The sequence below is a fragment of the Sphingomonas sp. CROZ-RG-20F-R02-07 genome, assembly GCF_022662335.1.
Classification (GTDB): Bacteria; Pseudomonadota; Alphaproteobacteria; order Sphingomonadales; family Sphingomonadaceae; genus Sphingomonas.
In genome coordinates, this window is sequence record NZ_JAKNQJ010000001.1 from 20,110 (window position 1) to 45,367 (window position 25,258).

The following is a 25,258-nucleotide window of genomic DNA, read 5'->3' on the forward strand; positions in this document are numbered from 1 at the left end:
CTGGCTGGGCAAGCCGGCGCACAGACCTTAGCGCCACCCTTGTCGGCCGTGGCGTCGAGCGCGGCCCCGGCGCAAGTCGTGCCGGCGGATCCGCCGATCGCGCCGCCCCCCGCCGCCGACGAGGCGATGATGCCCGGGAACGAGATCACCGTGACCGGCAGCCGCATCGTCCGAGACGGCTATAGCGCTCCCACCCCGGTCACCGTGCTGGGGGCGGCGGATATCGCCGCGCAGGCGCCGGCCAACATCTCGGACTTCGTCAACCAGCTTCCCGCGATCACCGCGGGCGGCAGCACCTCGTCGAACAGCTCGGGCAGCCTTTCCAACGGCATCGCCGGAATCAACTCGGTCAATCTGCGCGGCCTGGGCGCGGGGCGCACCCTGGTGTTGCTCGACGGCCAGCGCTCGGTCGCCTCCGCGGTCAACGGGGTGGTCGACGTCAACACCTTCCCGCAGGACCTGATCGAGCGCGTCGAAGTGGTGACCGGGGGCGCTTCCGCGCAATATGGGTCGGACGCGGTCGGCGGTGTCATCAACTTCATCCTCGACAAGAAGTTCAAGGGCTTCAAGGTCTCGGCGGACGAGGGGCTCTCGACCTATGGCGACGGCCACAACTACACGTTCAGCGCGAGCGCCGGGCTGTCGTTTCTGGACGATCGGCTCCACGTCCTGCTCAACGGCGAATATTTCCATCAGGACGGCGTTCCGACCATCGATCGCGCCTGGAACGGCAGCGGCTATTTTCAGATCAACAACCCGGCTTATACCGCCACGAACGGCCAGCCGCAGCGGCTCGTCGGCGCAGGCTTCGCGCCAGCGACCTATACCGCCGGCGGCCTGATCGCCTCGGGGCCGCTGCGCGGGACCTATTTCCTCGGCCCCGGCGTCACGGGTCAGCTCAACTACGGCACCACCAACACCGTCTCCAGCCCGTGGATGATCGGCGGCGACGGTGCGACGACGCTGGCGGGCCATGTCGGCACCAACTCGCTGTTGCCGACCGAAGAGCGGATCAGCGTGTTCGACCGCACGGCGTTCGACCTGACCGACGCTATCCAGATCTACGGGCAATTCTCCTGGAACCGCTATCAGGGGCAGAGCTTCTACCAGCAGACGCCCAGCACGGGCGTCTCCATCCGCAGCGACAATGCCTATCTGACCAGCCTGTACCCGCAGGTCGCCGCGCTGATGCGCGCCAACAATCTCGGCACGATCACCATCGGCACCAGCAATGCCGGCTTTCCGGTGCCCGGCAACGACAACAGCCGCGAGGTGTTCCGCTATGTCGCGGGCGCGACGGGCCGGTTCGCGCTGTTCGGGCGCGACTGGAAATGGGACGCCTATTACCAGCACGGCGTCACCAAGGCGCATGAGGAGCTGACCAACACCTGGAACAACGCACGCATGGCGTTGGCGCAGGATGCGGTCTTCTCGGGCGGGCAGATCGTCTGCCGCTCCACGCTGACCAATCCGGCGAATGGCTGCGTGCCGATCGACCGGCTCGGCACCGGCGGCCCGTCCGCGGCGGCGCTCGCCTATATCTATGGCGGCCAGCAGCCCTATCGCGACGAGACGATCAAGCAGGACGTCGGCTCCGCCAGCGTGAACGGCGAATTGTTCAACCTGCCCGGCGGCCCAATCGCGATCGCGCTGGGCGGCGAATGGCGCAAGGAGCAGATCGACGGCTATGTCGATCCGCAGTTCAACAGCGGCTGGCTCTACGGCAACTATCTGGTCAACAAGGGCGAATACAACGTCAAGGAAGGCTTCGTCGAGATCGACGCGCCGCTGTTCAAGGGCTTCACCGTCAACGCGGCGGGGCGCTACACCGATTACTCGACCTCGGGCGCAGTGCAGACCTGGAAAGCAGGTGCGACCTATTCGCCCGTGCCCGACATCAAGTTCCGCGGCACGTACAGCCACGACATCCGCGCACCCAATCTGCAGGAACTGTTCGCGGCCGGGACCGCGCGGACCAACACCGTCATCCTGCCGGCCAATTCCCCGCTCGGTGCCGGCAACTACCAGTTCATCGAAAACACCGTCGGCAATCGCAACCTCAAGCCGGAAAAGGCCAATACCTGGACCGCCGGTGTGGTCATGACGCCGCGCTTCCTGCCCGGCTTCACCGCGTCGTTCGACTATTACGACATCAGGATCACCGATGCGATCGGATCGATCACGTCGCAGAACACCGTCGATTTCTGCTATACCGGCGTCACGGCCTATTGCTCGAACATCGCCTATGGCAACGGCGCGCTGAGCGCGATCACGATCCAGCCCTTCAACTTCGCCAGCCAGCGCGAAAAGGGCTTCGACATCGAGGCGAGCTACCGCACCGAACTGTCCGCCATCTCGCCCAAGCTGCCGGGTGCGTTCAGCATCCACAGCGCGATCACCCACTATATCTCCAACGTGATCGACAACGGGATCTTCCCGGTCGACTATGCCGGGGTGAACGGCGGCAGCCTGTCGGGCACATACAGCGAACCGAGCTGGGTCTACCGCGTCAGCGCGTTCTACGAAATCGATCCGCTGACCTTCAATCTGGTCGGGCGCGGGTTCAGCTCGGGCGTCTACGGCAACGACTATGTCCAGTGCACGTCGAACTGCCCCACTTCGACCACGCGGTACCGCACGATCAACGACAATCATATCGACGGCATCACCTATTTCGATGCCTCGGTGAGCGTCAGGATCAAGGCGGCCGGCCATGACGGCGCGCTCACCTTCGTCGTCAACAACATGTTCAACCGGGCGCCGGTGCTGATCGGCAACGGGCCGGACGGCAACAACGTGCCCGCCTATTCGCAGACCAACCGCTCGCTCTACGACGTGGTCGGCCGCGTCTTCCGCGTCTCCACCAAATTCCGGTTCTGATCGCTCCCGCACAACCAGAGGCTTTGCTCATGATCCATTTTCGAAAGACCCTGCTGGCCGCGCTGATGGCCTCGACGCTCTATGCTCCGGCCGCGCAGGCCGCCGCGGGAAAGGCGCTGAAGGCGGAAGTCGCCGCCGGCGTCGATGCCCAGACCAAGCAGATCCAGGTGATGGTCGACCAGGTGTTCAGCTATGCCGAGCCCGGCTTCCAGGAGGTGCGCACCTCGGCCTATCTCGAGGACATTCTCGAAAAGAACGGCTTCACCGTCACGCGCGGCGTGGCGGGGATCCCGACCGCCTTCACCGCGACCTGGGGTTCGGGCGGGCCGCTGATCGCGCTGGGCAGCGATATCGACGATCTGCTCGGCGTTTCGCAGGTGCCGGGCATCCCCAACATCAAGCCGCTGGTGGCGGGCGCGCCGGGGCATGGCGAGGGCCATAATTCGGGCATGCCGCTCGTCATCGCCGCCGCGATCGCGACCAAGGCTGTCATGGAGAAGAACCACATCCCCGGCCGCCTGATGATCTGGCCAGGCGTCGCCGAGGAGTTGCTCGCGACCAAGGCCTATTATGTCCGCGCCGGCCTGTTCAACGGCGTCGACGCCTGCATCTTCAACCATGTCGGAAGCGACTTCACCACGGCCTATGGCGATCTCGGCATGAACGGGATGGTGTCGGTGGAATATACCTTCCACGGCAAGACCGCGCATGCCGCGGGCGATCCCTGGGACGGCCGCAGCGCGCTCGACGGCGTCGAGATCATGGACACCGCCTGGAACTTCCGCCGCGAGCATCTGCCCGTCACGCAGCGCTCGCACTATGTCATCACCGATGGCGGCGATCAGCCCAATGTGGTGCCGGGCAAGGCCTCGGTCTGGTATTATTTCCGCGATCGCACCTTCGGTGCCGTCCGCAGCCTCTATGATACCGGCAACGAGATTGCCGAGGCCGCGGCCAAGGCGACCGGCACCACCGTGACGCGCCAGGTGCTCGGCTATGCCGCGCCTGACTGGGGCAACAAGCCGCTCGCCGAGGCCGCCTATGCCAACATCCAGGCGGTGGGCATGCCCAAATGGTCCGCCGACGACCAGGCCTTCGCCAAGGCCGTGCAGACCGTCAACACCCGCAAGATCGAGCCGCTGCACGACAAGGTGACCGCGCTGTCCACGCCCGAGAATCGGCCGCAGTCGCTGGGTGGGGGCTCGGACGATATCGGCGACATCATGTGGACGGTGCCGACGATTACGATCCGCTACCCCTCCAACATCCCCAACACGATCGGCCACAACGTGACCTCGGCCATGGCGATGGCCACGCCGATCGCGCACAAGGGCGTGGTGGTGGGCGCCAAGGCGCTGGCGATGACCGTGCTCGATCTGATGACCACGCCCAGGATCCTCAGCGACGCCAAGGCCTATTTCACCGACGTTCAGCTCAAGGCCGATCATTATGATCCGGTGCTGACCCCCGCGGACAAGCCCGCCATCTGGCTGAACACCAAGACGATGAAGGAACTGCGGCCCGCGATGGAGAAATATTACTATGATCCGGCGAAGTACCCGACCTATCTCGATCAACTGGGGATCAAATATCCGACGCTGACGCCGCAGTGACGTTCGCCGAATACCGCTGGCATCACCGGCGCTCGCGCCGGGATGGTGACCCCTACGAGAATCGAACTCGTGCTTTCGCCGTGAGAGGGCGACGTCCTAACCGCTAGACGAAGGGGCCGTATGCGGGTGAGCGGCGCGTCTAGGCGGCGGCGCGGGCGGCGTCAAGCGGCATCGTGCCGCCCCGCCGCCCGCGCGGCCCGCTCTCAGGCGGCGACCTTACGCCGTTCCGCCATCTCGGCGTTGAGCATCTCGGCGAGCAGGAACGCCAGTTCCAGGCTCTGCCCCGCATTCAGCCGTGGATCGCAATGCGTGTGGTAGCGGTCCGCCAGGCTCTGCTCGGTCACGTCCACCGCGCCCCCGGTGCATTCGGTGACGTTCTGCCCCGTCATCTCGGCATGGATGCCGCCGGCATGCGTGCCCTCGGCGCGGTGCACCGCGAAGAAGCCGCGCACCTCGGTCAGGATGCGGTCGAACGGCCGCGTCTTGTAGCCGGTCATCGCTTTCACCGTATTGCCGTGCATCGGATCGCACGACCAGACGACCGGATGCCCCTCGCGCGTGACCGCACGGACGAGGCGGGGCAGGGCGGCCTCGATCTTGTCATGGCCATAGCGCGTGATGAGCGTCATCCGCCCGGGCACGCGGCCCGGATTGAGCGTGTCGAGCATCCGCAGCAGCGCGTCGGGCTCGAGGCTCGGCCCGCATTTGATGCCGATCGGATTGCCGATGCCGCGCAGATACTCGACATGCGCGCTGCCCTCGAACCGGGTGCGATCGCCGATCCACAGGAAATGCGCCGAGGTGTCGTACCAGTCGCCGGTCAGCGAATCCTGCCGCGTCAACGCCTGCTCATAGGGAAGCAGCAGCGCCTCGTGGCTGGTGTAGAAGCTGGTCTGCGCGAGCTGCGGCACGGTTTCGTAATCGATCCCGCACGCCGCCATGAATTCGAGCGCCTCGCCGATCCGGTCCGCGGTCTCGGCATATTTGCGGCTCCACGGGCTGCGGCCCATGAAATCGTGAGTCCAGCGATGGACCTGGTGGAGATTGGCATAGCCGCCGCTGGCGAAGGCGCGCAGCAGGTTGAGCGTGGCGGCGCTTTGCGAATAGGCGCGGATCATACGCTGCGGATCGGGCGCGCGCGATTCCGGCGTGAAGCCGATATCGTTGACGTTGTCGCCGCGGTAGCTCGGCAGCTCCACGCCGTCGATCGTCTCGGTGGCGGTGGAGCGCGGCTTGGCGAACTGTCCCGCCATCCGGCCGAGCTTCACCACCGGCAGCTTGGAGGCATAGGTGAGGACGACCGACATCTGGAGGATTACGCGGAACGTGTCGCGGATGTTGTTCGCGCTGTGCTCGGCGAAGCTCTCGGCGCAATCGCCGCCCTGGAGCAGGAACGCCTTGCCCTCGGCCACGCGCGCCAGCTCGGCGGTCAGGTTGCGTGCCTCGCCCGCGAAGACGAGCGGCGGATAGGTGGCGAGCGTCGCGGTGGCGGCGTCGAGCGCGGCGGCGTCGGGATAGTCGGGAAGCTGGCGGGCTTCGGCCCGTGTCCAGCTGTCGGGGGCCCAGTTCGCGGCCATGTCACGTCGTCCGATGATGAAGGGAGGCATTTCCATGCGCCAAAAGCGCCGCAGACGCAACGAAGCTTTCCTCGTCAATAGCCGGCGGCGAGATCGACGACGTTCTTCATCGGCCTGTTCTCGCGCCATGCCGCCAGGTTTTCGAGGAACAGCACGGCGGCGCGGCGAAACATCGTCGTCTGGCTGCGTCCCGACAGATGCATGGTCACCATCGTGTTCGGTGTGTCCCAGATCGGATGGTCGGCCGGCAGGGGCTCGGGATCGGTCGGATCGAGAAAGGCCCCCGCGATCGTCTTCGTCGTCAGCGCCGCGATCAGGGCATCCTCGTCGATCATGTCGCCGCGCGCGATGTTGATGAGCCAAGCGGTGGGTTTCATCGCCGCGAGCTCCGCCTCGCCGATCAGCGCCTTGGTGGTCTGCGTCGACGGGGCGGCGAGGATGACCCAGTCGAACGTGCCGAGCCTGTCGCGCCATTCGTCGGGCGTCAGCAGGCCATCGCCGCCCGATCGGGTGACGCCTGTCACCGCGACGCCGAACGCGGCCAGCCGTTCGCCGATCGCGCGCCCGATCGATCCATAGCCGATCACGAGCGCACGGGTATCGGACAGTTCGATCTTGCCCGGCGCGTCGCCCAGCCATTCGTGGCGGTCGTGCGCGCGGACGACTTCGTCGAAGCGCTTGGCGGCCACGAGCACGCCCATCACCGCATATTCGGCGACCGCGATCGCCAGGATGCCGGCGCCGTTGGTGACGACCGTACCTTGTCGGGCGAGCGCCCCCAGATCGAGCGACTCCAGCCCGGCGATTGCGGTAAAGAGCCATTTCAGCTTTCCGCCCGCCGCGACCGCCTCTTGGGTCAGGCCATGGGGGAGCAGGTCGACCCATGCGATATCCGCATCGGCGACGGCGGCGACCGCTTGCTCGCGCGTCGCGACCCAAACGACTTCGATATCGTCGGGCAGACGGTCGGCGAGCAGCGTACGCGTGAAGGCGGGGAGGACGGCTTTCATGGCCATCGTTCTGCACATGGGGTTGCCGCACCGTCCAGCCCCACCGGCCAGCGGCGATGACATATAAAGACATCTTTATATTTGATCCGGCGCCGTTCTCGGCCTATGGGTCGCCCATCCGGCACGGGCACGCGGCCCGCCGATCATGCCCGTTTCAGGAGACTTCCTCGTGGCCACCACGCTCGCGCCCGCGAAGACCGATTACGTCGTCGCCGATATCGCCCTTGCCGATTTCGGCCGCGCGGAGATCAACATCGCCGAAACCGAAATGCCGGGCCTGATGGCGCTGCGCGAGGAATTCGGCGCGTCGCAGCCGCTGAAGGGCGCGCGGATCACCGGTTCGCTGCATATGACGATCCAGACCGCGGTGCTGATCGAGACGCTCACCGCGCTCGGCGCCGACGTCCGCTGGGCGACCTGCAACATCTTCTCGACGCAGGACCATGCCGCCGCCGCGATCGCCGCGACCGGCGTTCCGGTGTTCGCGATCAAGGGCGAGAGCCTGGCCGACTATTGGGATTATGTCGGCGACATCTTCAACTGGGGCGCCGACGAGTCCGGCAATGGGGGCGGCCAGACCGCGAACATCATCCTCGACGATGGCGGCGATGCCACCATGTTCGCGCTGTGGGGTGCCAAGCTCGAGGCGGGCCACACGCTCGGCGAGCCCGAGAATGACGAAGAGGTCGAGTTCCAGCGCGCGCTGAAGGCGTTCGTCGCGAAGTACCCCGGCTACCTGACCGAGACGGTGAAGAACCTGAAAGGCGTCTCGGAAGAGACCACCACGGGCGTCCACCGTTTGTACGAGATCGCCAAGAAGGGCGAGTTGCCGTTCCCCGCGATCAACGTGAACGATTCGGTGACCAAGTCGAAGTTCGACAATCTCTATGGCTGCAAGGAGTCGCTGGTCGACGCGATCCGCCGCGCCACCGACGTGATGCTCGCCGGCAAGGTGGCCTGCGTCGCCGGTTTCGGCGATGTCGGCAAGGGTTCGGCGCAGTCGCTGCGCAACGGCGGCGCGCGCGTGATGGTCACCGAGATCGATCCGATCTGCGCGCTGCAGGCGGCGATGGAGGGCTTCGAGGTCGTGACGATGGACGAGGCGGTGAAGCGCGCCGACATCTTCTGTACCGCGACCGGCAATGCCGACGTCATCACCGCCGATCACATGAAGGCGATGAAGCCGATGTCGATCGTCTGCAACATCGGCCATTTCGATTCGGAGATCCAGATCGCGGCGCTGTCGAACTATGACTGGACCGAGGTGAAGCCCGGCACCGATCTGGTGAAGTTTCCCGACGGCAAGCAGATCATCATCCTGGCGAAGGGCCGCCTTGTGAATCTCGGCTGCGCCACCGGTCATCCGTCGTTCGTGATGTCGGCCAGCTTCACCAACCAGACGCTCGCGCAGATCGAATTGTGGACCAAGGGCGAGGACTACAAGAACGAAGTCTATGTCCTGCCGAAGCATCTCGACGAGAAGGTCGCGGCGCTCCACCTCGAAAAGCTCGGCGTGCACCTGTCGAAGCTGACGCCCAAGCAGGCGGGCTATATCGGCGTGCCGGTCGAGGGCCCGTTCAAGCCCGATCATTACCGCTACTGATCGCCCCGACGCCTGTCGGCAAAAAGGGGCTCGGTCGCAAGGCCGGGCCCTTTTTCCTTGCGAGTCTGGTTTATACGGGCGGGGCGTGGAGGGCTGAAGCTTGATGGCGCTACCTTGATCCGTTCGCCCCGATCCTGCCGATGGGCTTATGTCGCATGCCAAGGCTCGACTGCGGATAGCGTGCTTCGACAAGCTCAGCACGAACGGCTCTGAGGCCGGCCCTAACTCACGTCATCCTGCTCTTTCCTCGGGTGACCATGCCGGTGCGGAGCACCATGCGCCGTCAGGCGATCTCAATGCTGTCCCGATGGAAGGCTCAACTCCTCAGACGGCAGCGCCTTCGTCTTTTCGATGGCATCCCACTCGGCCTGGGTATGACAGACCGAAACTGGCATGCGGCTCCCTGTCACGTTCTGCGTCATGCAGATGCGGTGGCGAGACACGGATGGCTTTGCCTTTGCCGGCCGATCAGTGTCTTGTGCAACTGCGACCGACGCGAGCGGGCAGAGGGGCAGAATAACGGCGAACGCCAGCCTCATGATGCCATCTCCTTTGATTTCGGAACATCCGATACGATGGAGATTGCCGCGCCATCGCTGCGGCGTCCACCCCCGTCAACATTGTCCTTGCCCGCTTTGGACCCTAGACGTTCAGTATGATGCCGTGCTGCTCTTCCTTCGTCCGATGATCGTGCTCGGCACCGGTGCGATCGTCGCCGGCGGCGTCGTGCTGTTCGCGCTGGTCGCGGCCGGGGCGGCTGCGTTGTTCGTGGGCCTGCGCGCACGCTCCGATGCGGCGGCGATGGTGGCGGAGAGCGTCCGGCTGGCGGCGATGCTGCGCGCCGCGCCCGCGCAGGCGATGCTGGTGCGCGGCGATGGCCGGGTCGAGATGCCGCAGCGGATGGCGGACTGGCTGGGCCTCGCACTCGCCCCGCGGACGCTCGCCGATTTCGCCGATGGTGATGCCGGTCTGTCGGCCGAGGACGTGGCCGCGCTCGACCGGGCGGTGGGCGCGGCGGCGCGGGCGGGGCGGGGCTTCGTCCTGTCGGTGCGGCCGCTGCAATCGTCGCGCACCATCGCGCTGCGCGGCGAGCGGGCGCCGGCCGATCTCGGCGGTGGGGGCGGCGTGCTCGTCTGGGCGTTCGATGCCACCGACAGCGAAGGCGAGATCGCGCGGCTGGGCGCCGAGACGACGCGGCTGAGCGACGCGTTCGCCGCGCTCACTGGGCTGATCGAGGCGGCGCCGCTGCCGATGTGGTATCGCGGGCCCGACCTGCGGCTGGCGATGGTCAATTCGGCCTATGTCGAGGCGGTGGACGGCCAGGATGCCGCCGACGTGGTCGCGCGCGGGATCGAACTGGTGGAGGGATCGGGCCGGGGCGGCCCGCTGACCGGGGCGGCGGCGGCGCGCGACGCCGGGCGGCCCTACGACCAGGTTCTGCCCGCCACGATCGGCGGTGCGCGGCGCTCGCTTCGCGTGTTCGACGTGCCGCTGCCGACCGGCGGGATCGCGGGCTTCGCGGTCGACATCGAGGATCTGGAGCAATCGCGCGCGGGCGCCAAGCGCTTCGCCGACGCCCAGCGCGCGATGCTCGACCGGCTGTCGGCGGGTGTCGCGCAATTCGGCGCGGACCGCGGTCTCGTCTTCTGCAACCAGCCCTTTCGCCGCATGTTCGCGATGCGCAGCGAATGGCTGTCCGACCGGCCCGAGTTCGAGCGCGTGCTGGAACGGATGCGCGAGGCGAACCGCCTGCCCGAGGTGCGCGACTTCCCGGCGTGGCGGGCGGAGCGGCGCGAATGGTTCGTCCCGGCCGACGAAGCGACCGAGGAACATTGGCATCTGCCCGGCGGCACGCATGTCCGAGTCGTCGCCCAGCCGCTGCCCGATGGCGGGCTGCTGCTGATCTTCGAGGATCGCACCGAGGAGGTGCAGCTGGCGAGCGCGCGCGATACGCTGCTGCGCGTGCGCACCGCGATCTTCGACAATCTGTTCGAGGCGCTGGGCGTCTTCGCCGCGGATGGGCGGCTGCAATTGTGGAACAACCGGCTACGCGCCGTGTGGGGGTTCGAGGAGGAGTTCCTGGCGGGCCATCCGCGCGTCGATGCCTTTGCGGAGGCCGTGGCGGGGAAGCTCGCGACGCCCAACCGCGCCGCGTTGATCCCCGAACTCGTGCGATCGGCGACGATCGAGCGGCAGCAGCGCGGCGGGCGCGTGGCATTCGCCGACGGGCGGCATTTCGAATTCGCGGCCGTGCCGCTGCCCGACGGCAACGCGCTGTTCACCATGCTCGACATCACCGACAGCCGCCGCGCGGAACAGGCGCTGCGCGACCGCAACGCCGCGCTGGAGGCGAGCGACAAGGTGAAGACCGCGTTCGTCGCCAATATGAGCTATGAACTGCGCACCCCGCTCACCTCGATCGGCGGCTTCGCCGAGATGCTGCACGGTGGCTATGCGGGCAAGATGACCAAACAGGCCGATGGCTATGTCGAGGCGATCCTCGAATCGGTCGAGCGGCTGGGATTGCTGGTCGACGACGTGCTCGATCTCACGCGCGCCGAGGCCGAGGGGTCGGCGATCGAGAAGAGCGACGTCGATCTGGGCGCGGTGGCGCGCGCGGCGGCCGAGACGGTGCTGCCCGCGGCCAAGCGGCGGCGGCTCGATTTCGCCGTCGAGGTCGCGCGCTCGGCGGGGCGGCTTCAGGGCGATGCGGCGCGGCTGCGCGAGGTGATCGAGCATCTGCTGCGCCATGCGCTGGCCGCCACGCCCGAGGCCGGGCGGGTGCTGCTCCATGTCGACGGCAATGCCACCGGCGCGCGGATCGTGGTGTCCGACGACGGGCCGGGCATGGATGCCGCCAGCGTCGCGCATGCGTTCGATCGGTTCGCGGAACCCGGCATCAAGCCGATCGGCGAACGCGCACTGGGGCTCGGCCTGCCGCTCGCCAAGCAGTTCGTCGAGGCGCATGGCGGCACGATCGACCTGGTGTCCGAGCCCGGCTCGGGCACGCTGGTGACCGTCCGGCTGCCGCGGCGATGAGCGGCATCCGGCTGGCCGATCCGGCGGCGACGGAGGCGTTCGGCGCGACGCTCGCGCCGCTGGTGCGCGTGGGCGACGTGGTGGCGCTGGTGGGCGATCTGGGTGCGGGCAAGACGAGCCTCGCGCGCGGGCTGCTCGCCGCGCTCGGTCTGGCGGGCGAGGCGCCGAGTCCCAGTTTCGCGATCGTCCAGCCCTATGCCCCGCCCGAGACGCGGCTGCCCGTGCTCCATGTCGATCTCTACCGGATCGAATCGCCCGACGAGATGGAGGAGCTGGGGCTCGACGAGGCGCTGGGCGATTCGGTGCTCTTGGTCGAATGGCCGGAGCGCGCCGGGGTGGCGCGCTGGCCCGACGCCCTCGTCCTGACGCTGGCGGCGGAGCCCGATGGCGCGCGCCGCTTGACAGTGACGGTGCCGGAGGGCTGGAAGCGGCGATGGCCATCGACATGACCCCGCCGCCCGGCGCCGCCGCCTTTCTCGCCGCGCATGGCTGGGGAGGGGGCACCGTCGCGCCGCTGGCGGGCGACGCGTCGTTCCGCCGCTATTTCCGCGTGACGCACGGCGCGCGCGCGGCGGTGCTGATGGATGCGCCGCCCCCGCACGAGGATCCGCGGCCGTTCCTGACGGTGGCGGGCTGGCTGGCGGAGCGCGGCTTTGCAGCGCCCGCGATCCATGCCGCCGATGCAGCCCAGGGGCTCGTGCTGCTCGAGGATTTCGGCGATGCCCGGCTGCGCGAGGCGGCCGACGCCGCGCCGCACGACGCCTTCGGCCTCTATGCGGCGGCGGTCGACGTGCTGGTCGAACTGCGCCGCCATCCGGCCGGCCCGTTCGCACCCTATGACCGCGCGGTGCTCCAGCGCGAGGCGGGATTGTTCGTCGATTGGTACATGCCCGCGGTGGGCCGCGATGCCGATGCGGCGGGTTACCACGCGGCGTGGGACGCGGTGCTCGATCATGCGCTGACAGCCGAGCCGGTGACGGTGCTGCGCGACTATCATTCGGAAAATCTGATGCTGGCGGGCGGGCGGCTCGGCCTGCTCGATTTCCAGGACGCGCTGGCGGGGCACCCGGCCTATGATCTCGTTTCGCTGCTCCAGGATGCGCGGCGCGACGTCGATCCCAACATCGAACAGGCGATGCTCGAACGCTACCGGGCCGAAACCGGCGCCGGCGACGATTTTCTCGACACGTATCATGTGCTCGGCGCGCAGCGGAATGCCAAGATCCTCGGCATCTTCACCCGGCTGTGGAAGCGCGACGGCAAGCCGCGCTACGCCGCGCTGTGCCCGCGCGTCTGGGCGTATCTCGAACGCGATCTGTCGGAGCCGGTGATGGCGCCCGTCGCGCGGTGGTTCGACGATCACGTCCCGCCCGAGCTGCGCGGCGATCCGGCGATGATCGGCGCATGACCCGCCAGCGGATGATCCGCCCCGATCCGGGCGGCACGGTGCCGGAAACGGCGATGGTGATGGCGGCGGGCCTGGGCAAGCGGATGCGCCCGCTGACCGCGACGCGGCCCAAACCGCTCGTCGTGGTGGCGGGCAAGCCGCTGATCGACCATGTGTTCGATCGCCTCCGCGCCGCGCAGGTGAAGCGCGCGGTGGTGAACGTCCATTATCTCGCCGACGCGCTGGAGGCGCATGTCGCCAGCCAGGCGGACGGGATCGCGGTCGCCTTTTCCGACGAGCGCGCCGCGCTGATGGAGACGGGCGGCGGGCTGGTGAAGGCGCGCGCGCTGCTCGGCGACGCGCCCGTGCTGGTCATCAACAGCGACAATCTGTGGATCGACGGGCCGGTCGACACGCTCCGCTTGCTCGCGTCGCGCTGGGACGATGCGACGATGGACGCGCTGCTGCTGCTGGTCCCCTACGCCCGCGCGCACAACCACAAGGGACAGGGCGATTTCAACCTCGCGCCCGATGGCCGGATCACCGGCCGCCGGGTCGCCGGGCGCACCGCGCCGTTCGTCTATTCCGGCGTGCAGATCGTCCATCCCCGCCTGATCGCCGATTGGCCCGAAGGACCGTTCTCGACCAACATCTTCTGGGACCGGGCGATCGCCGAAGGTCGCGCCTATGGTCAGGTGCACCAGGGCCTGTGGTTCGACGTCGGCACGCCCGCCGCGATCCCGCGCACCGAGGCGATGCTCGCCGATGGTTGAGCGCGCCGATGGCTGAACCGGGGGGGCTCCACCTGTTCACCATCCCCGCGCACCGGGCGTTCGCCGATGCGCTGGTCGCGGGGTTGATGCGCGACGCGGATAGCGATCGGCTGGCGCTCGCGCGCGGGCTGGTGCTGCTGCCCAACAATCGCGGCGTGCGCGCGGTGACAGAGGCGTTCGTGCGGGCGAGCGGCGGCGCGCTGCTGCTGCCGCGGCTGGTGGCGCTCGGCGATCCGGAAATCGGCGAGGCGGTGGGCGCCGCGCTCGATCCCGCCGGTACGGAGGACGACATCCCCCCGCCCGCGGTGGCGCCGATGCGGCGGCGGATGATCCTCGCGCGGATGGTGAGCGAGGAGCGCACGCGCGCCGGGCAGCCGGTCGATGCCGCGGAGGCGGTGCGGCTCGCCGGCGATCTCGCGCGGACGCTCGACCATTTGCTGGTCGAGGAGGTCGATCCCGCCCGGCTGCGCGCGATCGATCTGGCGCCCGAACTCTCCGATCATTGGCGGCGCTCGCTCGAACTGTTCGGGCTGGTGCTCGACCGCTGGCCCGCCGAGCTCGCGGCGATGGGCTGCACCGATGCGGCGGTGCGTCGGGCGCGGCTGCTCGATCGGCTCGAGCGGCAATGGCGCCGGCGACCGCCGGGGGGCTTCGTGTGCGCGGCGGGGATCACCGACAGCGCCCCTGCGGTCGCGCGGCTGCTGCGCTGCGTGAGTGCGATGCCGAACGGGCAGGTGGTGTTCGCCGGGCTCGACACGCTGATGCCGCGCGAGGAATGGGATGCGCTGGGGCCGCACGATCCCGATCCGGTGACCGGCCGCCGCGTGCGCGCGATCGAGACTCATCCGCAATTTCACCTGAAGCTGATGCTCGACCGGATGGGGGTAGGCCGCGACGAGGTGGCGGTCTGGCGCGCGAGCGGCGGTCATGACGCCAATGCGGCGCGCGGCCGCGCCGTCGCCAACGCGCTGGCGCCCGCCGACTTCACCGCCAAATGGACCGATCTCGGCCCCGAGGACCGCCGGCTCGCGGGCGTGGCGGTCGCCGAACTGGCGAGCCCGGCCGAGGAGGCGCAGGCGATCGCGCTGGCACTGCGCGAGGCGCTGGAGACGCCCGGGCGCACCGCCGCGCTCGTCACCCCCGATCGCGCGCTCGCGCGGCGCGTCGCGGCGCATTGCCGGCGCTGGAACATCGAGGTGGACGACAGCGCCGGGCGGCCGCTGTCGATCCTGCCGCCGGGCACGCTGCTGCTGGCGCTGGCGGAGGCGGCGGCGCAGCGTTTCGCGCCGCTCGCGCTGCTGGCGCTGCTGAAGCATCCGCTGGTGCGCAGCGGCGCCGCACGGCTCGAATGGCTCGACGGCGTCCGCGCGCTCGATCGCGCGCTGCGGGGTCCGCGCCCGGCGGCGGGACTGGACGCGATCGCCGCGCATGTCGCCGGGCGCGAGACGCTGGCGGCGTGGTGGGCGCAGGTGCAGCCGATGCTCGCGCCGCTCGGCGACACCTTTGCCGAGGGGCCGAAAAGCCTGTCCGCGCTCGCGCTCTGCCTGCACGAGGCGGCGGACGCGCTGTGCGGCGGCGAACTCTGGGCGCGGCAGGAGGGGCGCGCCGCCGCCGACTTCCTCGCCGCCATCGAGGAGGCCGCCGATGCCGGCCCCGCCAGCGTCGATCCCGGCAGCGTGCCGGCGCTGCTGCGCACGCTGCTCGACGAGGTGGCGGTCCGGCGCCGTCAGGGTGGATCGCGGCTCGCCATCTACGGCCTGATCGAGGCGCGGCTGCAGACCGCGGACCTGATGATCCTCGGCGGCCTGAACGAGGGGACATGGCCGGGCACGCCCGCGCCCGACCCGTGGCTCGCGCCGCGCATCCGCGCCGAACTCGGTCTGCCGGGGCTGGAGCGGCGGATCGGCATCGCCGCGCATGATTTCGGCCAGGCCCTGGGCGCGCCGCATGCGCTCGTCACGCGCGCGCGGCGCGATGCGAAGTCGCCCGCGCTCGCCTCGCGCTTCTGGCTGCGGCTGGAGGCGATGGCGGGCGATCGGTTCGAACGCGCGCGCACGCTGGAGGGCTGGACGCGCTCGCTCGACGATCCGGGCGAGCACGCGCCCGCCGAACGCCCCGCGCCCTCGCCATCGGCCGAGCTGCGCCCCAAGGCGATCTCGGTCACCGAGGTCGATCGCCTGAAGGCCGATCCCTATGCCTTTTATGCGCGGCGCGTGCTGGGGCTCGGGCCGATCGACCCGGTCGATGCGGATCCGAGCGCCGCGTGGCGCGGCACCGCGGTGCACGACATCCTCGAAGCCTGGTGGAAGGAGGACCGGTGCGCGATCGATGCGCTGCGCCCGCGCGCGATCGCGATGCTGGCGGATGCGCGCACCCATCCGATGATGCGCGCGCTGTGGCAGCCGCGGCTGATGGAGGCGATCGACTGGATCGCCGCCGAGGTGGCGGAGCAGGCGGGCGACGGCCGCATGGTGCTGAGCGCGGAGGGGCGCGGCGAGATCGCGATCGCGGGGGTGCGCCTGTCGGGCCGTTACGACCGGATCGACCGCACCGCGGGCGGCGCGCTGGCGATCGTCGATTACAAGACGGGCAAGCCCCCCTCGACCAAGGCGGTGCGCGAGGGGTTCAGCCTGCAGCTCGGGCTGCTCGGCCTGATCGCCGAGCGCGGCGGCTTCGCCGATGTGACGGGCACCGCCGAGCTGTTCGAATATTGGTCCATGGGCAAGGCGCGCGACGCGTTCGGCTATATCGCCACCCCAGTCGATCCAACAGGCAAGCGCGACCGCATTCCCGCCGCCGATTTCGCCGCGCTCGCCGCGCACAACTTCACCGTCGCGGCGGGCCGGTGGCTGACGGGCAACGAGGCGTTCACGGCCAAGCTGGTGCCCGAATATGCGCCCTATGCCGAATATGATCAATTGATGCGCCGCGACGAATGGTATGGCCGTGACTGATCCCGGCGGCCCCACGCGCACGCTGCCGCATCTGAAGGGCGCGCAAGCAGCGGCCAGCGATCCGCACGCGCATGTCTGGCTCTCCGCCTCGGCGGGTACGGGCAAGACTCAGGTGCTGGCGGCGCGCGTCTTTCGCCTGTTGCTGAAGGGCGTCGATCCCGGCGCAATCCTGTGCCTCACCTTCACCAAGGCGGGCGCGGCCGAGATGGCGGGGCGGATCGGTGCGCGGCTCGCCGCATGGGTGCGCATGTCCGACACGCTGCTGGGCAAGGATCTGATCGCGCTGGGCGAGCAGCCGAGCCCGTCGCTGCGCGCACGGGCGCGGACCTTGTTCGCCAAAGTGCTCGATGCGCCCGGCGGCGGCGTGCGCATCCAGACGATCCACGGCTTCTGTCAGGGGCTGCTCGCCGCCTTTCCGGTCGAGGCGGGGCTCACCCCCGGTTTCCGCCCGCTGGAGGCGCGCGAAGAGGCCGGGCTGGCGCGCGAGGCGTTGGCGGGCCTGCTGACCGATGCCGAGCGGGACGGGCGCACCCGGCCGATCGCCGCGATCGGCGCGCTCAGCATGCGGCTGGGCGAGGGCGGTGCCGAGGGCTTTCTGATCGCATGCGCGCGCGCGCTTCCCGCGCTGGAGGCGCTGCCGAGCGGCATCCAGCCCTGGCTCCGCCGGGTGCTTGATCTGCCCGCCGGCGATATCGCGGAGGTGATCGCGCAAGGCTGCGACGATCTCGACCATGACGCGATCGATCGGCTTGCCGCCGCCAACCGCGCCTGGGGCACCGCGACCGGAGCAGGCCATGCAGAGTCGATCGCGACATGGCTCGCCGCCGCGCCCGATGCGCGCGCCGCGTCGCTCGACCTGCTGGCGTCGGTGGTGCTCACCGGCAAGGGCGATCCGCGCAAGGCGAGCAAGAAGCTGATCGATCTCGAGCCCGATTACGAGGCGATCGCCGCCGAGCTGGGGACGGCGTGCACCGGGCTGCTGTCGCTCGCCACGCGCGCCGCCTATGCCGATCTGCTGGCGGATGCGCTGGAGGTGGGTCGCGATTATGCGCGCGCCTATGCGCTGGCCAAACGCCGCACCGGCGCGGTCGATTTCGACGATCTGATCGCCACGACGGTCGGGCTGCTCGAACAGCCGGGGATCGGCGAATGGGTGCGCTTCAAGCTCGATCAGGGCACCGAGCATATCCTGATCGACGAGGCGCAGGATACCAACGTCAACCAGTGGCGGATCGTGCGCGCGCTGGCGGACGAGTTCTTCGTCGGCCGCGGCGTTCATGCGCCCTCGACGCGCACGCTGTTCACGGTCGGCGATTACAAACAGGCGATCTTCGGCTTCCAGGGCACCGATCCGATCAACTTCGCCGCCGCGGAGCGCCATTTCGGCGGCGCCGCGCGCGCGGTGGCGGGCGACGAGGATTGGCCGATCGAGGAACGCGGGCTGCCGTTCGAGCAGCTCTCGCTCAACCAGTCGTTCCGCTCCACCCGCGCCATCCTCGAATTCGTCGATGCCACGCTCGACGAGGTGGGCGAGGAGGGGCTGGGCGTCGCGGGCGCGCTCGACCGGCATGCGAGCGAGGTGCCCGGCCCCGGATCGGTGACGCTGTGGCCGCCGATCGCGGCGGGCGGCAGCGACGAGGACGAGGAGGGCTGGATCGAGGATTCGGTCCGCGAACAGGCCGCGCACATCGCGCGCACCATCCGCGACTGGCTGGCGAGCGGCCGGATGCTGGAGAGCAAGGGGCGGCCGATCGCGCCCGAGGACATCATGATCCTGGTGAAGCGCCGCGGCGACCTCGCCTCGCTGATCGTCGCGCGGCTTTATGCCGAGAAGGTACCGGTGGCGGGCGTCGACCGGCTGCGGCTGAACGCGCCGCTCGCGGTGCAGGATCTGCTCGCGGCGATCCGCTTCGTGCTCCAGCCCGACGACGATCTGAGTCTCGCCAGCCTGCTCGTCTCGCCGCTGATCGGCTGGAGCCAGGACGACCTCATGGCGGCGGCACCGCGCGACCGGGGGAGCCTGTGGCGGCATCTGGGCGCGACCCAGCCGCCCGAGCGGCTGGCCCCGTTGCGCACGATCCTCGCGCGCGCCGACATCGCCACGCCTTACCGCTTTCTGGAGGAGATGCTGTCGGGGCCGCTCGACGGGCGGCGCAAGCTGATCCGCCGGCTGGGCGCGGAGGCGCGCGACCCGATCGAGGAACTGCTCAGTGCCGCACTCGATTTCGAGATGGTGACGACGCCGTCGCTCCAGCGGTTCCTCGACTGGTTCGATCGCGGCGACGTCGATATCGTCCGCGATCCGTCCGCGCCGCTCGACGCGGTGCGGGTGATGACCGCGCATGGCGCCAAGGGGTTGCAGGCCCCCGTCGTAATCCTGGCGGACGCGACCGCCGATCCCGCCGCCGCGCCGCGCTCGATCCTCAAATGGACGCCGGATGGCATGACGGCACCCATCCCGGTGTTTCGTCCGCGCAGTGGCGAACGGGGCGGCCCGCTCGACGCGGTCGCGGCGGAGGCCGAGGCGCGCGAATTGCAGGAGCATTGGCGGCTTTTCTACGTCGCGGCGACACGCGCCGAGGAGCAGTTGGTGATCGCAGGCGCGCTCGGTCCGCGAGCGAAGGGGGTGCCGCCGCCGTCGAGCTGGTATGCGGTGGCGGCGCGTGCGCTGGACGGGTTGGGCGTGGACGCCGCCCCCGGCGCGCGCCTGTTCGGCGGCCGCACCGCGCAGAAGCCGGTCGCGCGGTTGGCGCAGGCCGGCGTCGCCGCGGATGCGCCCGTGGCGCTGCCCGCCTGGGCGCATGCCGATGCGCCGGAGGAGGCACGCCCGCCACGGCCGCTGTCGCCGTCCGCGCTCGGTGACGACCAGGTCTCCGATCCGCCGCCCGGCGCAGCGATGCGCCAGGCCGCCGAGCGCGGAAAGCTGGCACATGCGCTGTTCGAGCGGTTGCCGGGGGTGGTGCCGGCGGCGCGGGCCTCGGCCGCGGACGCCTGGCTGGCGCGAATGGGCGGCATCGCCGATCCGGACGAGCGGCGCGCGATCGCCGCCCCCGTGCTCGCGATCCTCGTCGATCCGGCCTTCGCCGCGGTGTTCGCCGCGGACGCCTTGGCGGAGGCGCCGATCACCGCCACGTTGCCCGACGGCACCGTCGTGGCGGGCACGGTCGATCGGCTGCTGGTGGAGGAGGGACGCGTGCGCGTGGTCGATTTCAAGACGATGCGCCGCCCGCCCACGCGGGCCAACGACGTGCCCGATTATCATCTGCGCCAGATGGCCGCCTATGCCGCGGCGCTGGCGGTGATCTTCCCGAGCGCGCGGATCGAGGCGGCGTTGTTGTACACGGCGGGGCCCGTGATGATCGATCTGCCGCCCGCCCTGCTCGCCGCGCACAAGCCGCGCTTGGGGCCGATGGAGCAAAGCTAGCGTGGCGATGGTTGAGCGCGCGAGTGGCCTTTCCTAAATGGGATCCGAAGGAGAAATTTTGTGGCGACCAAGACGATCACCGATGCGAGCTTCCAGGCCGATGTGCTGAATGCGGACGGCCCCGTGCTCGTCGATTTCTGGGCCGAATGGTGCGGCCCGTGCAAGATGATCGGGCCGAGCCTCGAGGAGCTTTCCACCGAACTCGGCGAAAAGGTGACGATCGCCAAGCTCAACATCGACGACAATCCCGACGCGCCTGGCAAATATGGCGTGCGCGGCATCCCGACGATGATCCTCTTCAAGGGCGGCGCACCGGCGGCGACCAAGGTTGGCGCAGAGCCCAAGGGACGGATCAAGGCCTGGCTCGAGGGCGAGCTGGCCTGATCGTGGGGCGGCATCGTTGGTCACACCACGATGCCGCCTTTTTACTTGGCGCGGCGGTGCTCAGCTCCGATAATCGGCATTGATGGCGATGTAGCCGTGCGTCAGATCGCACGTCCAGACCGTCGCCGCGCCGTCGCCCAATCCCAGATCCACCCCGATCTCGATCTCGCGGCCTTTCAGATGGGCGGCGACCGGCGCCTCGTCATAGCCGGTCACCGCCAGCCCATCGCGCGCGACCGGCGTGTCGCCGAAACGGATGGCGAGCCGGTCGCGTTCGGCGGCTTCGCCGGCCTTGCCGACCGCCATCACCACGCGGCCCCAATTGGCGTCCTCGCCGGCGATCGCGGTTTTCACCAGCGGCGAGTTGGCGATGCTCATCGCGATCCGGTGTGCGCTGCGATCGCTCTCCGCGCCGGATACCACGATCTCGATCAGCTTCTGCGCACCCTCGCCATCGCGCACCACGAGCATCGCGAGCTGGTGGCACAGGTCGGCCAGCGCCGCCCGAAACGCATCGGCCCCGGCGCTGTCGCCGGTGAGCGGCGCGTTGCCCGCTTGGCCCGTCGCGAAGGCGAGCACGGTGTCGCTGGTCGAAGTGTCGCCATCCACGGTGATGCACGAAAAGCTCCGCGCGTTCGCCGCCGACAGCGCGGTCTGGAGGAAGGCGGGCTCCACCGCGGCATCGGTGAAGACGAAGCTGAGCATCGTCGCCATGTCGGGCGCGATCATGCCCGAGCCCTTGATGATCCCGGCCAGCGTCACGGTGCGGCCATCGACGATCGCGGTGGTGACGGCACCCTTGGTGAAGGTGTCGGTCGTCATGATCGTGGCGGCGGCCTCCTCCCAGCCGCAGGGGGTGGCACCGAAGGCGGCGTCGAGCCCCGCTTCGGCCTTGTCGATCGGCAGCGGCACGCCGATCACCCCGGTGGAGGCGACGAACACGTCCGACGGGTGGCAGCCCAGATGCGCCGCGGTGCGCGCGGCGATCGCCTCGACCGCGCTGCGCCCGCGATGACCGGTAAAGGCGTTGGAATTGCCGGCATTCACGACCAGCGCGCGCGCCTGTCCGAGCGTCAGCGCGGCGCGGCACCATTCCACCTCGGGCGACGGGCAGCGGCTGTTCGTCAGCACGCCGGCCACGGTCGTGCCGGGCTCCAGCGTCACGAAGGTCAGATCGCAGCGGTCCCAGCTCTTGTAGTGCGCCCGCGCGACGCGGGGCATGACGCCGGCGATCGGCGGCAGCGGCGGAAAGGGCGTGGCAAGCGGCGAACGATCGGACGACATCGGCATTTCCCGCGACTGGCTTCGAGGATGAGGCCTCGGGCGTTAGCGTCGCCGCCGGGCAGAGCAAGCGCCTTGCGATGCCGATCCGACCGATGCCGGGATCGGCGGGGCAGGGGTGTACGACGGGCCGTTCCCTTTTTACGTTGGACGATCCCGGCCCCGATCCCTATGTCCGACCCGCCATGAACCTGTTGCTGCTCCTGTCTGCCCTCCTGTCCGCGCTGAATGGCGTGGGCGTGGCGGTCCGCCGGCAGGAACTGGCGCAGTCGGTCGCGCAGATCGCCGCAGCCGCGGACAGGGTCTGCGACACGACCGCCGCCGCGTCGTCGCGGCCGCGAGCGGCGATGCCCTCGCTGGCGCAGGTCGCGGCGGCCGGTACGCGCCGCGCGGTGCCGCTGTTCGCAGCCATCGCGCCATGGACAGAGCGCCGGCGCGAATAGCGGCCGGCCGGCGGTTTCCGTTGCGGCACCGCGCGCCTTCTTCCCGATTATCGCTGGCAGCCGCTTCGATCGGTGCCGCTGCGTCTCTTGCTATCCAGGAATTCCCATGTTCGGTGGCTTCGCCAAATCGCTGTTCGGTTCGTCCAACGACCGTTACGTCAAATCGCTCAACCCGATCCTCGCCAAGATCGCCGCCTTCGAGCCCGCGCTCCAGGCGATGGGCGACGATCAGCTCGCAAACCAGACCGTGCTGTTCCGCGAGCGGCTCGCCAATGGCACGAAGCTCGACGATTTGCTGCCCGAGGCCTTCGCCACGGTGCGCGAAGCGGCGCGCCGGGCGCTGGGGCAGCGGCATTACGACGTGCAGATGGTCGGCGGCATCGTGCTCCACCGCGGCGAGATCGCGGAGATGCGCACGGGCGAGGGCAAGACGCTCGTCGCCACGCTTGCCACCTATCTGAACGCGCTGCCCGGCAAGGGCGTTCACGTCATCACCGTCAACGACTATCTCGCCGCGCGCGATTCGGACTGGATGGGGCAGGTGTATCGCTTCCTCGGCCTGAAGGTGGGTGTGATCGTGCCCAACCTGACCGACGAGCAGCGCCGCGACGCCTATGCCGCCGACATCACCTACGGCACCAACAACGAATTCGGCTTCGACTATCTGCGCGACAATATGAAGTACGACCGCGCGTCGATGGTGCAGCGGCCGTTCGCGATGGCGATCGTCGACGAGGTGGATTCGGTGCTGATCGACGAGGCGCGTACCCCGCTCATCATCTCCGGCCCCACCGACGACAAGTCCGAGCTGTACATGCAGGTGGATGCGGTGGTGCGGCTGCTCGATCCGATCGATTACGAAAAGGACGAGAAGCAGAAGTCGATCATACTGACCGAGGACGGCACCGAAAAGGTGGAGCGGATGCTCGAAACCGCCGGGCTGCTCGAGGGGCAGAACCTGTATGATTTCGAGAATACGCAGGTGGTCCACCACCTGAACCAGGCGCTGCGCGCGAACATGATGTTCAAGCGCGACACCGACTATATCGTCAAGGACGGCAAGGTCATCATCATCGACGAATTCACCGGCCGCATGATGGACGGCCGGCGTTGGTCCGACGGGCTGCACCAGGCGGTGGAGGCGAAGGAGGGCGTGACGATCGAGCCCGAGAACCAGACGATGGCCTCGATCACCTTTCAGAATTATTTCCGCATGTACCCGAAACTCAGCGGCATGACCGGCACCGCGGCGACCGAGGCGGCCGAATTCTACGACATCTACAAAATGAACGTGGTGACGATCCCGACGAACGTGCCCATCCAGCGCGAGGACGAACAGGACGAATTCTATAAGGACACGCAGGACAAGTTCCGCGCCATCGCCAAGAAGATCCGCGTCCATGCCGAGCGCGGGCAGCCGGTGCTCGTCGGCACCGTCTCGATCGAGAAATCCGAACTCCTCTCCGAATTTCTCCAGCACGAGGGCGTCGCCCACAAGGTGCTGAATGCGCGCCACCACGAGATGGAGGCGCATATCGTCGCACAGGCGGGCCGCGCGTCCGCGGTAACGATCGCGACCAACATGGCGGGGCGCGGCACCGACATCCAGCTCGGCGGCAATCTCGAATTCCGCATGCTCGACGAGCATCCCGACCTGACGGCCGGCACGCCCGAATATGAGGCCCGCGCCGCCGAGATCCTCGCCGAGATCAAGCAGGAGAAGGCCGCCGTGCTCGCGGCCGGCGGCCTGTTCGTGCTCGGCACCGAGCGCCACGAGAGCCGCCGGATCGATAACCAGTTGCGCGGCCGTTCGGGTCGGCAGGGCGATCCGGGGCTCAGCCGCTTCTATCTCAGCCTCGATGACGACCTGCTGCGGATCTTCGGCCCCGACACGCTGTTCGCCAAGATGATGCGCAACAACATCGAGGATGGCGAGGCGATCGGCTCCAAATGGCTGTCCAAGGCGATCGAGACCGCGCAGAAGAAGGTCGAGGCGCGCAACTACGACATCCGCAAGCAGGTCGTCGAATATGATGACGTGATGAACGACCAGCGCAAGGTGATCTACGAGCAGCGCGCCGACATCATGGATGCGGACGGTGTGAGCGAGATGGTCGACGACATGCGCGCCGAGACGGTCAATACGATCGTCGGCAGCGCCTGCCCGCCCAACAGCTATCCCGAGCAATGGGACGTGGAGGGCATGCGCACGCGGCTCGCCGAGGTGTTGAACCTGCAGCCGCCGCTCGAGGAGTGGCTGAAGGAAGAGGCGATCGATCCCGAGATCGTGGAGGAGCGCGTGCGCGCGGCTGCGGACGCTTCGGTCGCGGCCAAGTCGGCCGATCTGTCGCCCGAGACCTGGACGTCGGTCGAGAAGTCGATCCTGCTCCAGAATCTCGATCATCACTGGAAGGAGCATCTGTCGACGCTCGATGCGCTTCGCCAAGTGGTGCATCTTCGCGCCTATGCGCAGAAGACGCCGATCAACGAATATAAGCAGGAGGCGTTTTCGCTGTTCGAGCGGATGCTGGACAATATCCGCGAAGACGTGACGCGCACCATCGCCTTTGCCGAGTTCCAGATGCAGGCGCCGGTCGGCCTGCCCGAACTCCCCGACTTCATCACGACCCATTTCGACCCGTTCACGGGTGAGGACAATTCGCACGATACCGACGGTGGTTCGCTGGGCTTCGTCTCGACGCAATTGCCGCCGCTCCAGATCCCGCAGCCCCAGCCGGCCGAGTTCGGAATGGATCCGGCCGATTGGATGGGTCAGGTGAGCCGTAATGCGCCGTGCCCCTGCGGGTCCGGCCTGAAATACAAGCACTGCCACGGTGCGGTGACGAGCGCCGCCTGATACGAAAAGGGCCGGTGGTCGTAAACCACCGGC

General features: G+C 68.7%; 16 protein-coding genes and 1 tRNA gene. 12 read left to right on the forward strand and 5 right to left on the reverse strand.

Annotated features, from left to right (window positions below):
• Positions 1–78: 78 nt before the first annotated feature.
• Together L8H00_RS00065 and L8H00_RS00070 are read left to right on the forward strand one after the other, a co-directional pair.
• Positions 79–2,880, forward strand: coding sequence for a TonB-dependent receptor (locus tag L8H00_RS00065; RefSeq protein WP_242095185.1), 2,802 nt, complete (start codon positions 79–81; stop codon positions 2,878–2,880).
• A gap of 29 nt (positions 2,881–2,909) precedes the next feature.
• A complete protein-coding gene (locus L8H00_RS00070; RefSeq protein ID WP_242095186.1) occupies positions 2,910–4,493 on the forward strand; it encodes an amidohydrolase in 1,584 nt (527 codons plus the stop codon).
• A gap of 43 nt (positions 4,494–4,536) precedes the next feature.
• Here the strand turns inward: L8H00_RS00070 and L8H00_RS00075 are convergent.
• From L8H00_RS00075 to L8H00_RS00085, 3 genes are all read right to left on the reverse strand, one after another.
• Positions 4,537–4,611: transfer RNA gene (locus L8H00_RS00075), tRNA-Glu, on the reverse strand.
• 85 nt (positions 4,612–4,696) lie between these two features.
• Positions 4,697–6,070 (reverse strand): 3-deoxy-7-phosphoheptulonate synthase class II, encoded by a 1,374-nt coding sequence (locus L8H00_RS00080; protein ID WP_242095187.1) that lies wholly within the window; start codon positions 6,068–6,070, stop codon positions 4,697–4,699.
• A gap of 74 nt (positions 6,071–6,144) precedes the next feature.
• A complete protein-coding gene (locus L8H00_RS00085) occupies positions 6,145–7,080 on the reverse strand; it encodes a D-2-hydroxyacid dehydrogenase (RefSeq protein ID WP_242095188.1) in 936 nt (311 codons plus the stop codon).
• Positions 7,081–7,225: 145 nt separating this feature from the next.
• Between L8H00_RS00085 and ahcY the strand changes: the two genes are divergently transcribed.
• Complete coding sequence (ahcY, locus tag L8H00_RS00090; RefSeq protein WP_242095189.1) at positions 7,226–8,683, forward strand: adenosylhomocysteinase; 1,458 nt, start codon at positions 7,226–7,228, stop codon at positions 8,681–8,683.
• A 293-nt stretch (positions 8,684–8,976) separates the two neighbouring features.
• Here the strand turns inward: ahcY and L8H00_RS00095 are convergent, their stop codons facing one another.
• Positions 8,977–9,222, reverse strand: a complete 246-nt coding sequence (locus L8H00_RS00095; RefSeq protein ID WP_242095190.1) for a hypothetical protein — start codon at positions 9,220–9,222, stop codon at positions 8,977–8,979.
• Between the two features lie 262 nt (positions 9,223–9,484).
• Between L8H00_RS00095 and L8H00_RS00100 the strand changes: the two genes are divergently transcribed.
• The 7 genes from L8H00_RS00100 to trxA are packed head-to-tail and all read left to right on the forward strand — an operon-like array spanning position 9,485 to position 20,644.
• The gene (locus tag L8H00_RS00100; RefSeq protein ID WP_242095899.1) at positions 9,485–11,722 is read left to right on the forward strand and encodes a PAS domain-containing sensor histidine kinase; all 2,238 of its coding nucleotides are present in this window, start codon (positions 9,485–9,487) and stop codon (positions 11,720–11,722) included.
• Positions 11,719–12,171 (forward strand): tRNA (adenosine(37)-N6)-threonylcarbamoyltransferase complex ATPase subunit type 1 TsaE, encoded by a 453-nt coding sequence (tsaE, locus tag L8H00_RS00105; protein WP_242095191.1) that lies wholly within the window; start codon positions 11,719–11,721, stop codon positions 12,169–12,171. Before L8H00_RS00100 ends, tsaE begins: the two co-directional genes overlap by 4 nt.
• Positions 12,168–13,130 (forward strand): phosphotransferase, encoded by a 963-nt coding sequence (locus L8H00_RS00110; RefSeq protein ID WP_242095900.1) that lies wholly within the window; start codon positions 12,168–12,170, stop codon positions 13,128–13,130. Before tsaE ends, L8H00_RS00110 begins: the two co-directional genes overlap by 4 nt.
• Positions 13,127–13,882, forward strand: coding sequence for a nucleotidyltransferase family protein (locus tag L8H00_RS00115; protein ID WP_242095192.1), 756 nt, complete (start codon positions 13,127–13,129; stop codon positions 13,880–13,882). The genes L8H00_RS00110 and L8H00_RS00115 overlap by 4 nt, the downstream gene beginning before the upstream one ends.
• A gap of 8 nt (positions 13,883–13,890) precedes the next feature.
• Entirely contained in the window at positions 13,891–16,836 is a 2,946-nt protein-coding gene (addB, locus tag L8H00_RS00120) for a double-strand break repair protein AddB (RefSeq protein WP_242095193.1), read from the forward strand.
• Positions 16,823–20,260, forward strand: a complete 3,438-nt coding sequence (gene addA, locus L8H00_RS00125) for a double-strand break repair helicase AddA (RefSeq protein ID WP_242095194.1) — start codon at positions 16,823–16,825, stop codon at positions 20,258–20,260. The genes addB and addA overlap by 14 nt, the downstream gene beginning before the upstream one ends.
• 60 nt (positions 20,261–20,320) lie before the next feature.
• Complete coding sequence (trxA, locus tag L8H00_RS00130; RefSeq protein WP_242095195.1) at positions 20,321–20,644, forward strand: thioredoxin TrxA; 324 nt, start codon at positions 20,321–20,323, stop codon at positions 20,642–20,644.
• 60 nt (positions 20,645–20,704) lie between these two features.
• On the opposite strand, the gene argJ is transcribed toward trxA, so the two are convergent.
• Positions 20,705–21,928: a bifunctional glutamate N-acetyltransferase/amino-acid acetyltransferase ArgJ gene (gene argJ, locus L8H00_RS00135; RefSeq protein ID WP_242095196.1), complete on the reverse strand. Its 1,224-nt coding sequence runs from the start codon at positions 21,926–21,928 to the stop codon at positions 20,705–20,707.
• A gap of 182 nt (positions 21,929–22,110) precedes the next feature.
• Here argJ and L8H00_RS00140 point away from each other — a divergent pair, with 182 nt between their 5' ends.
• Together L8H00_RS00140 and secA are read left to right on the forward strand one after the other, a co-directional pair.
• Positions 22,111–22,368, forward strand: a complete 258-nt coding sequence (locus L8H00_RS00140) for a hypothetical protein (protein WP_242095197.1) — start codon at positions 22,111–22,113, stop codon at positions 22,366–22,368.
• 106 nt (positions 22,369–22,474) lie between these two features.
• Positions 22,475–25,225 (forward strand): preprotein translocase subunit SecA, encoded by a 2,751-nt coding sequence (gene secA, locus L8H00_RS00145; RefSeq protein WP_242095198.1) that lies wholly within the window; start codon positions 22,475–22,477, stop codon positions 25,223–25,225.
• The last annotated feature ends 33 nt before the right edge of the window (positions 25,226–25,258 follow it).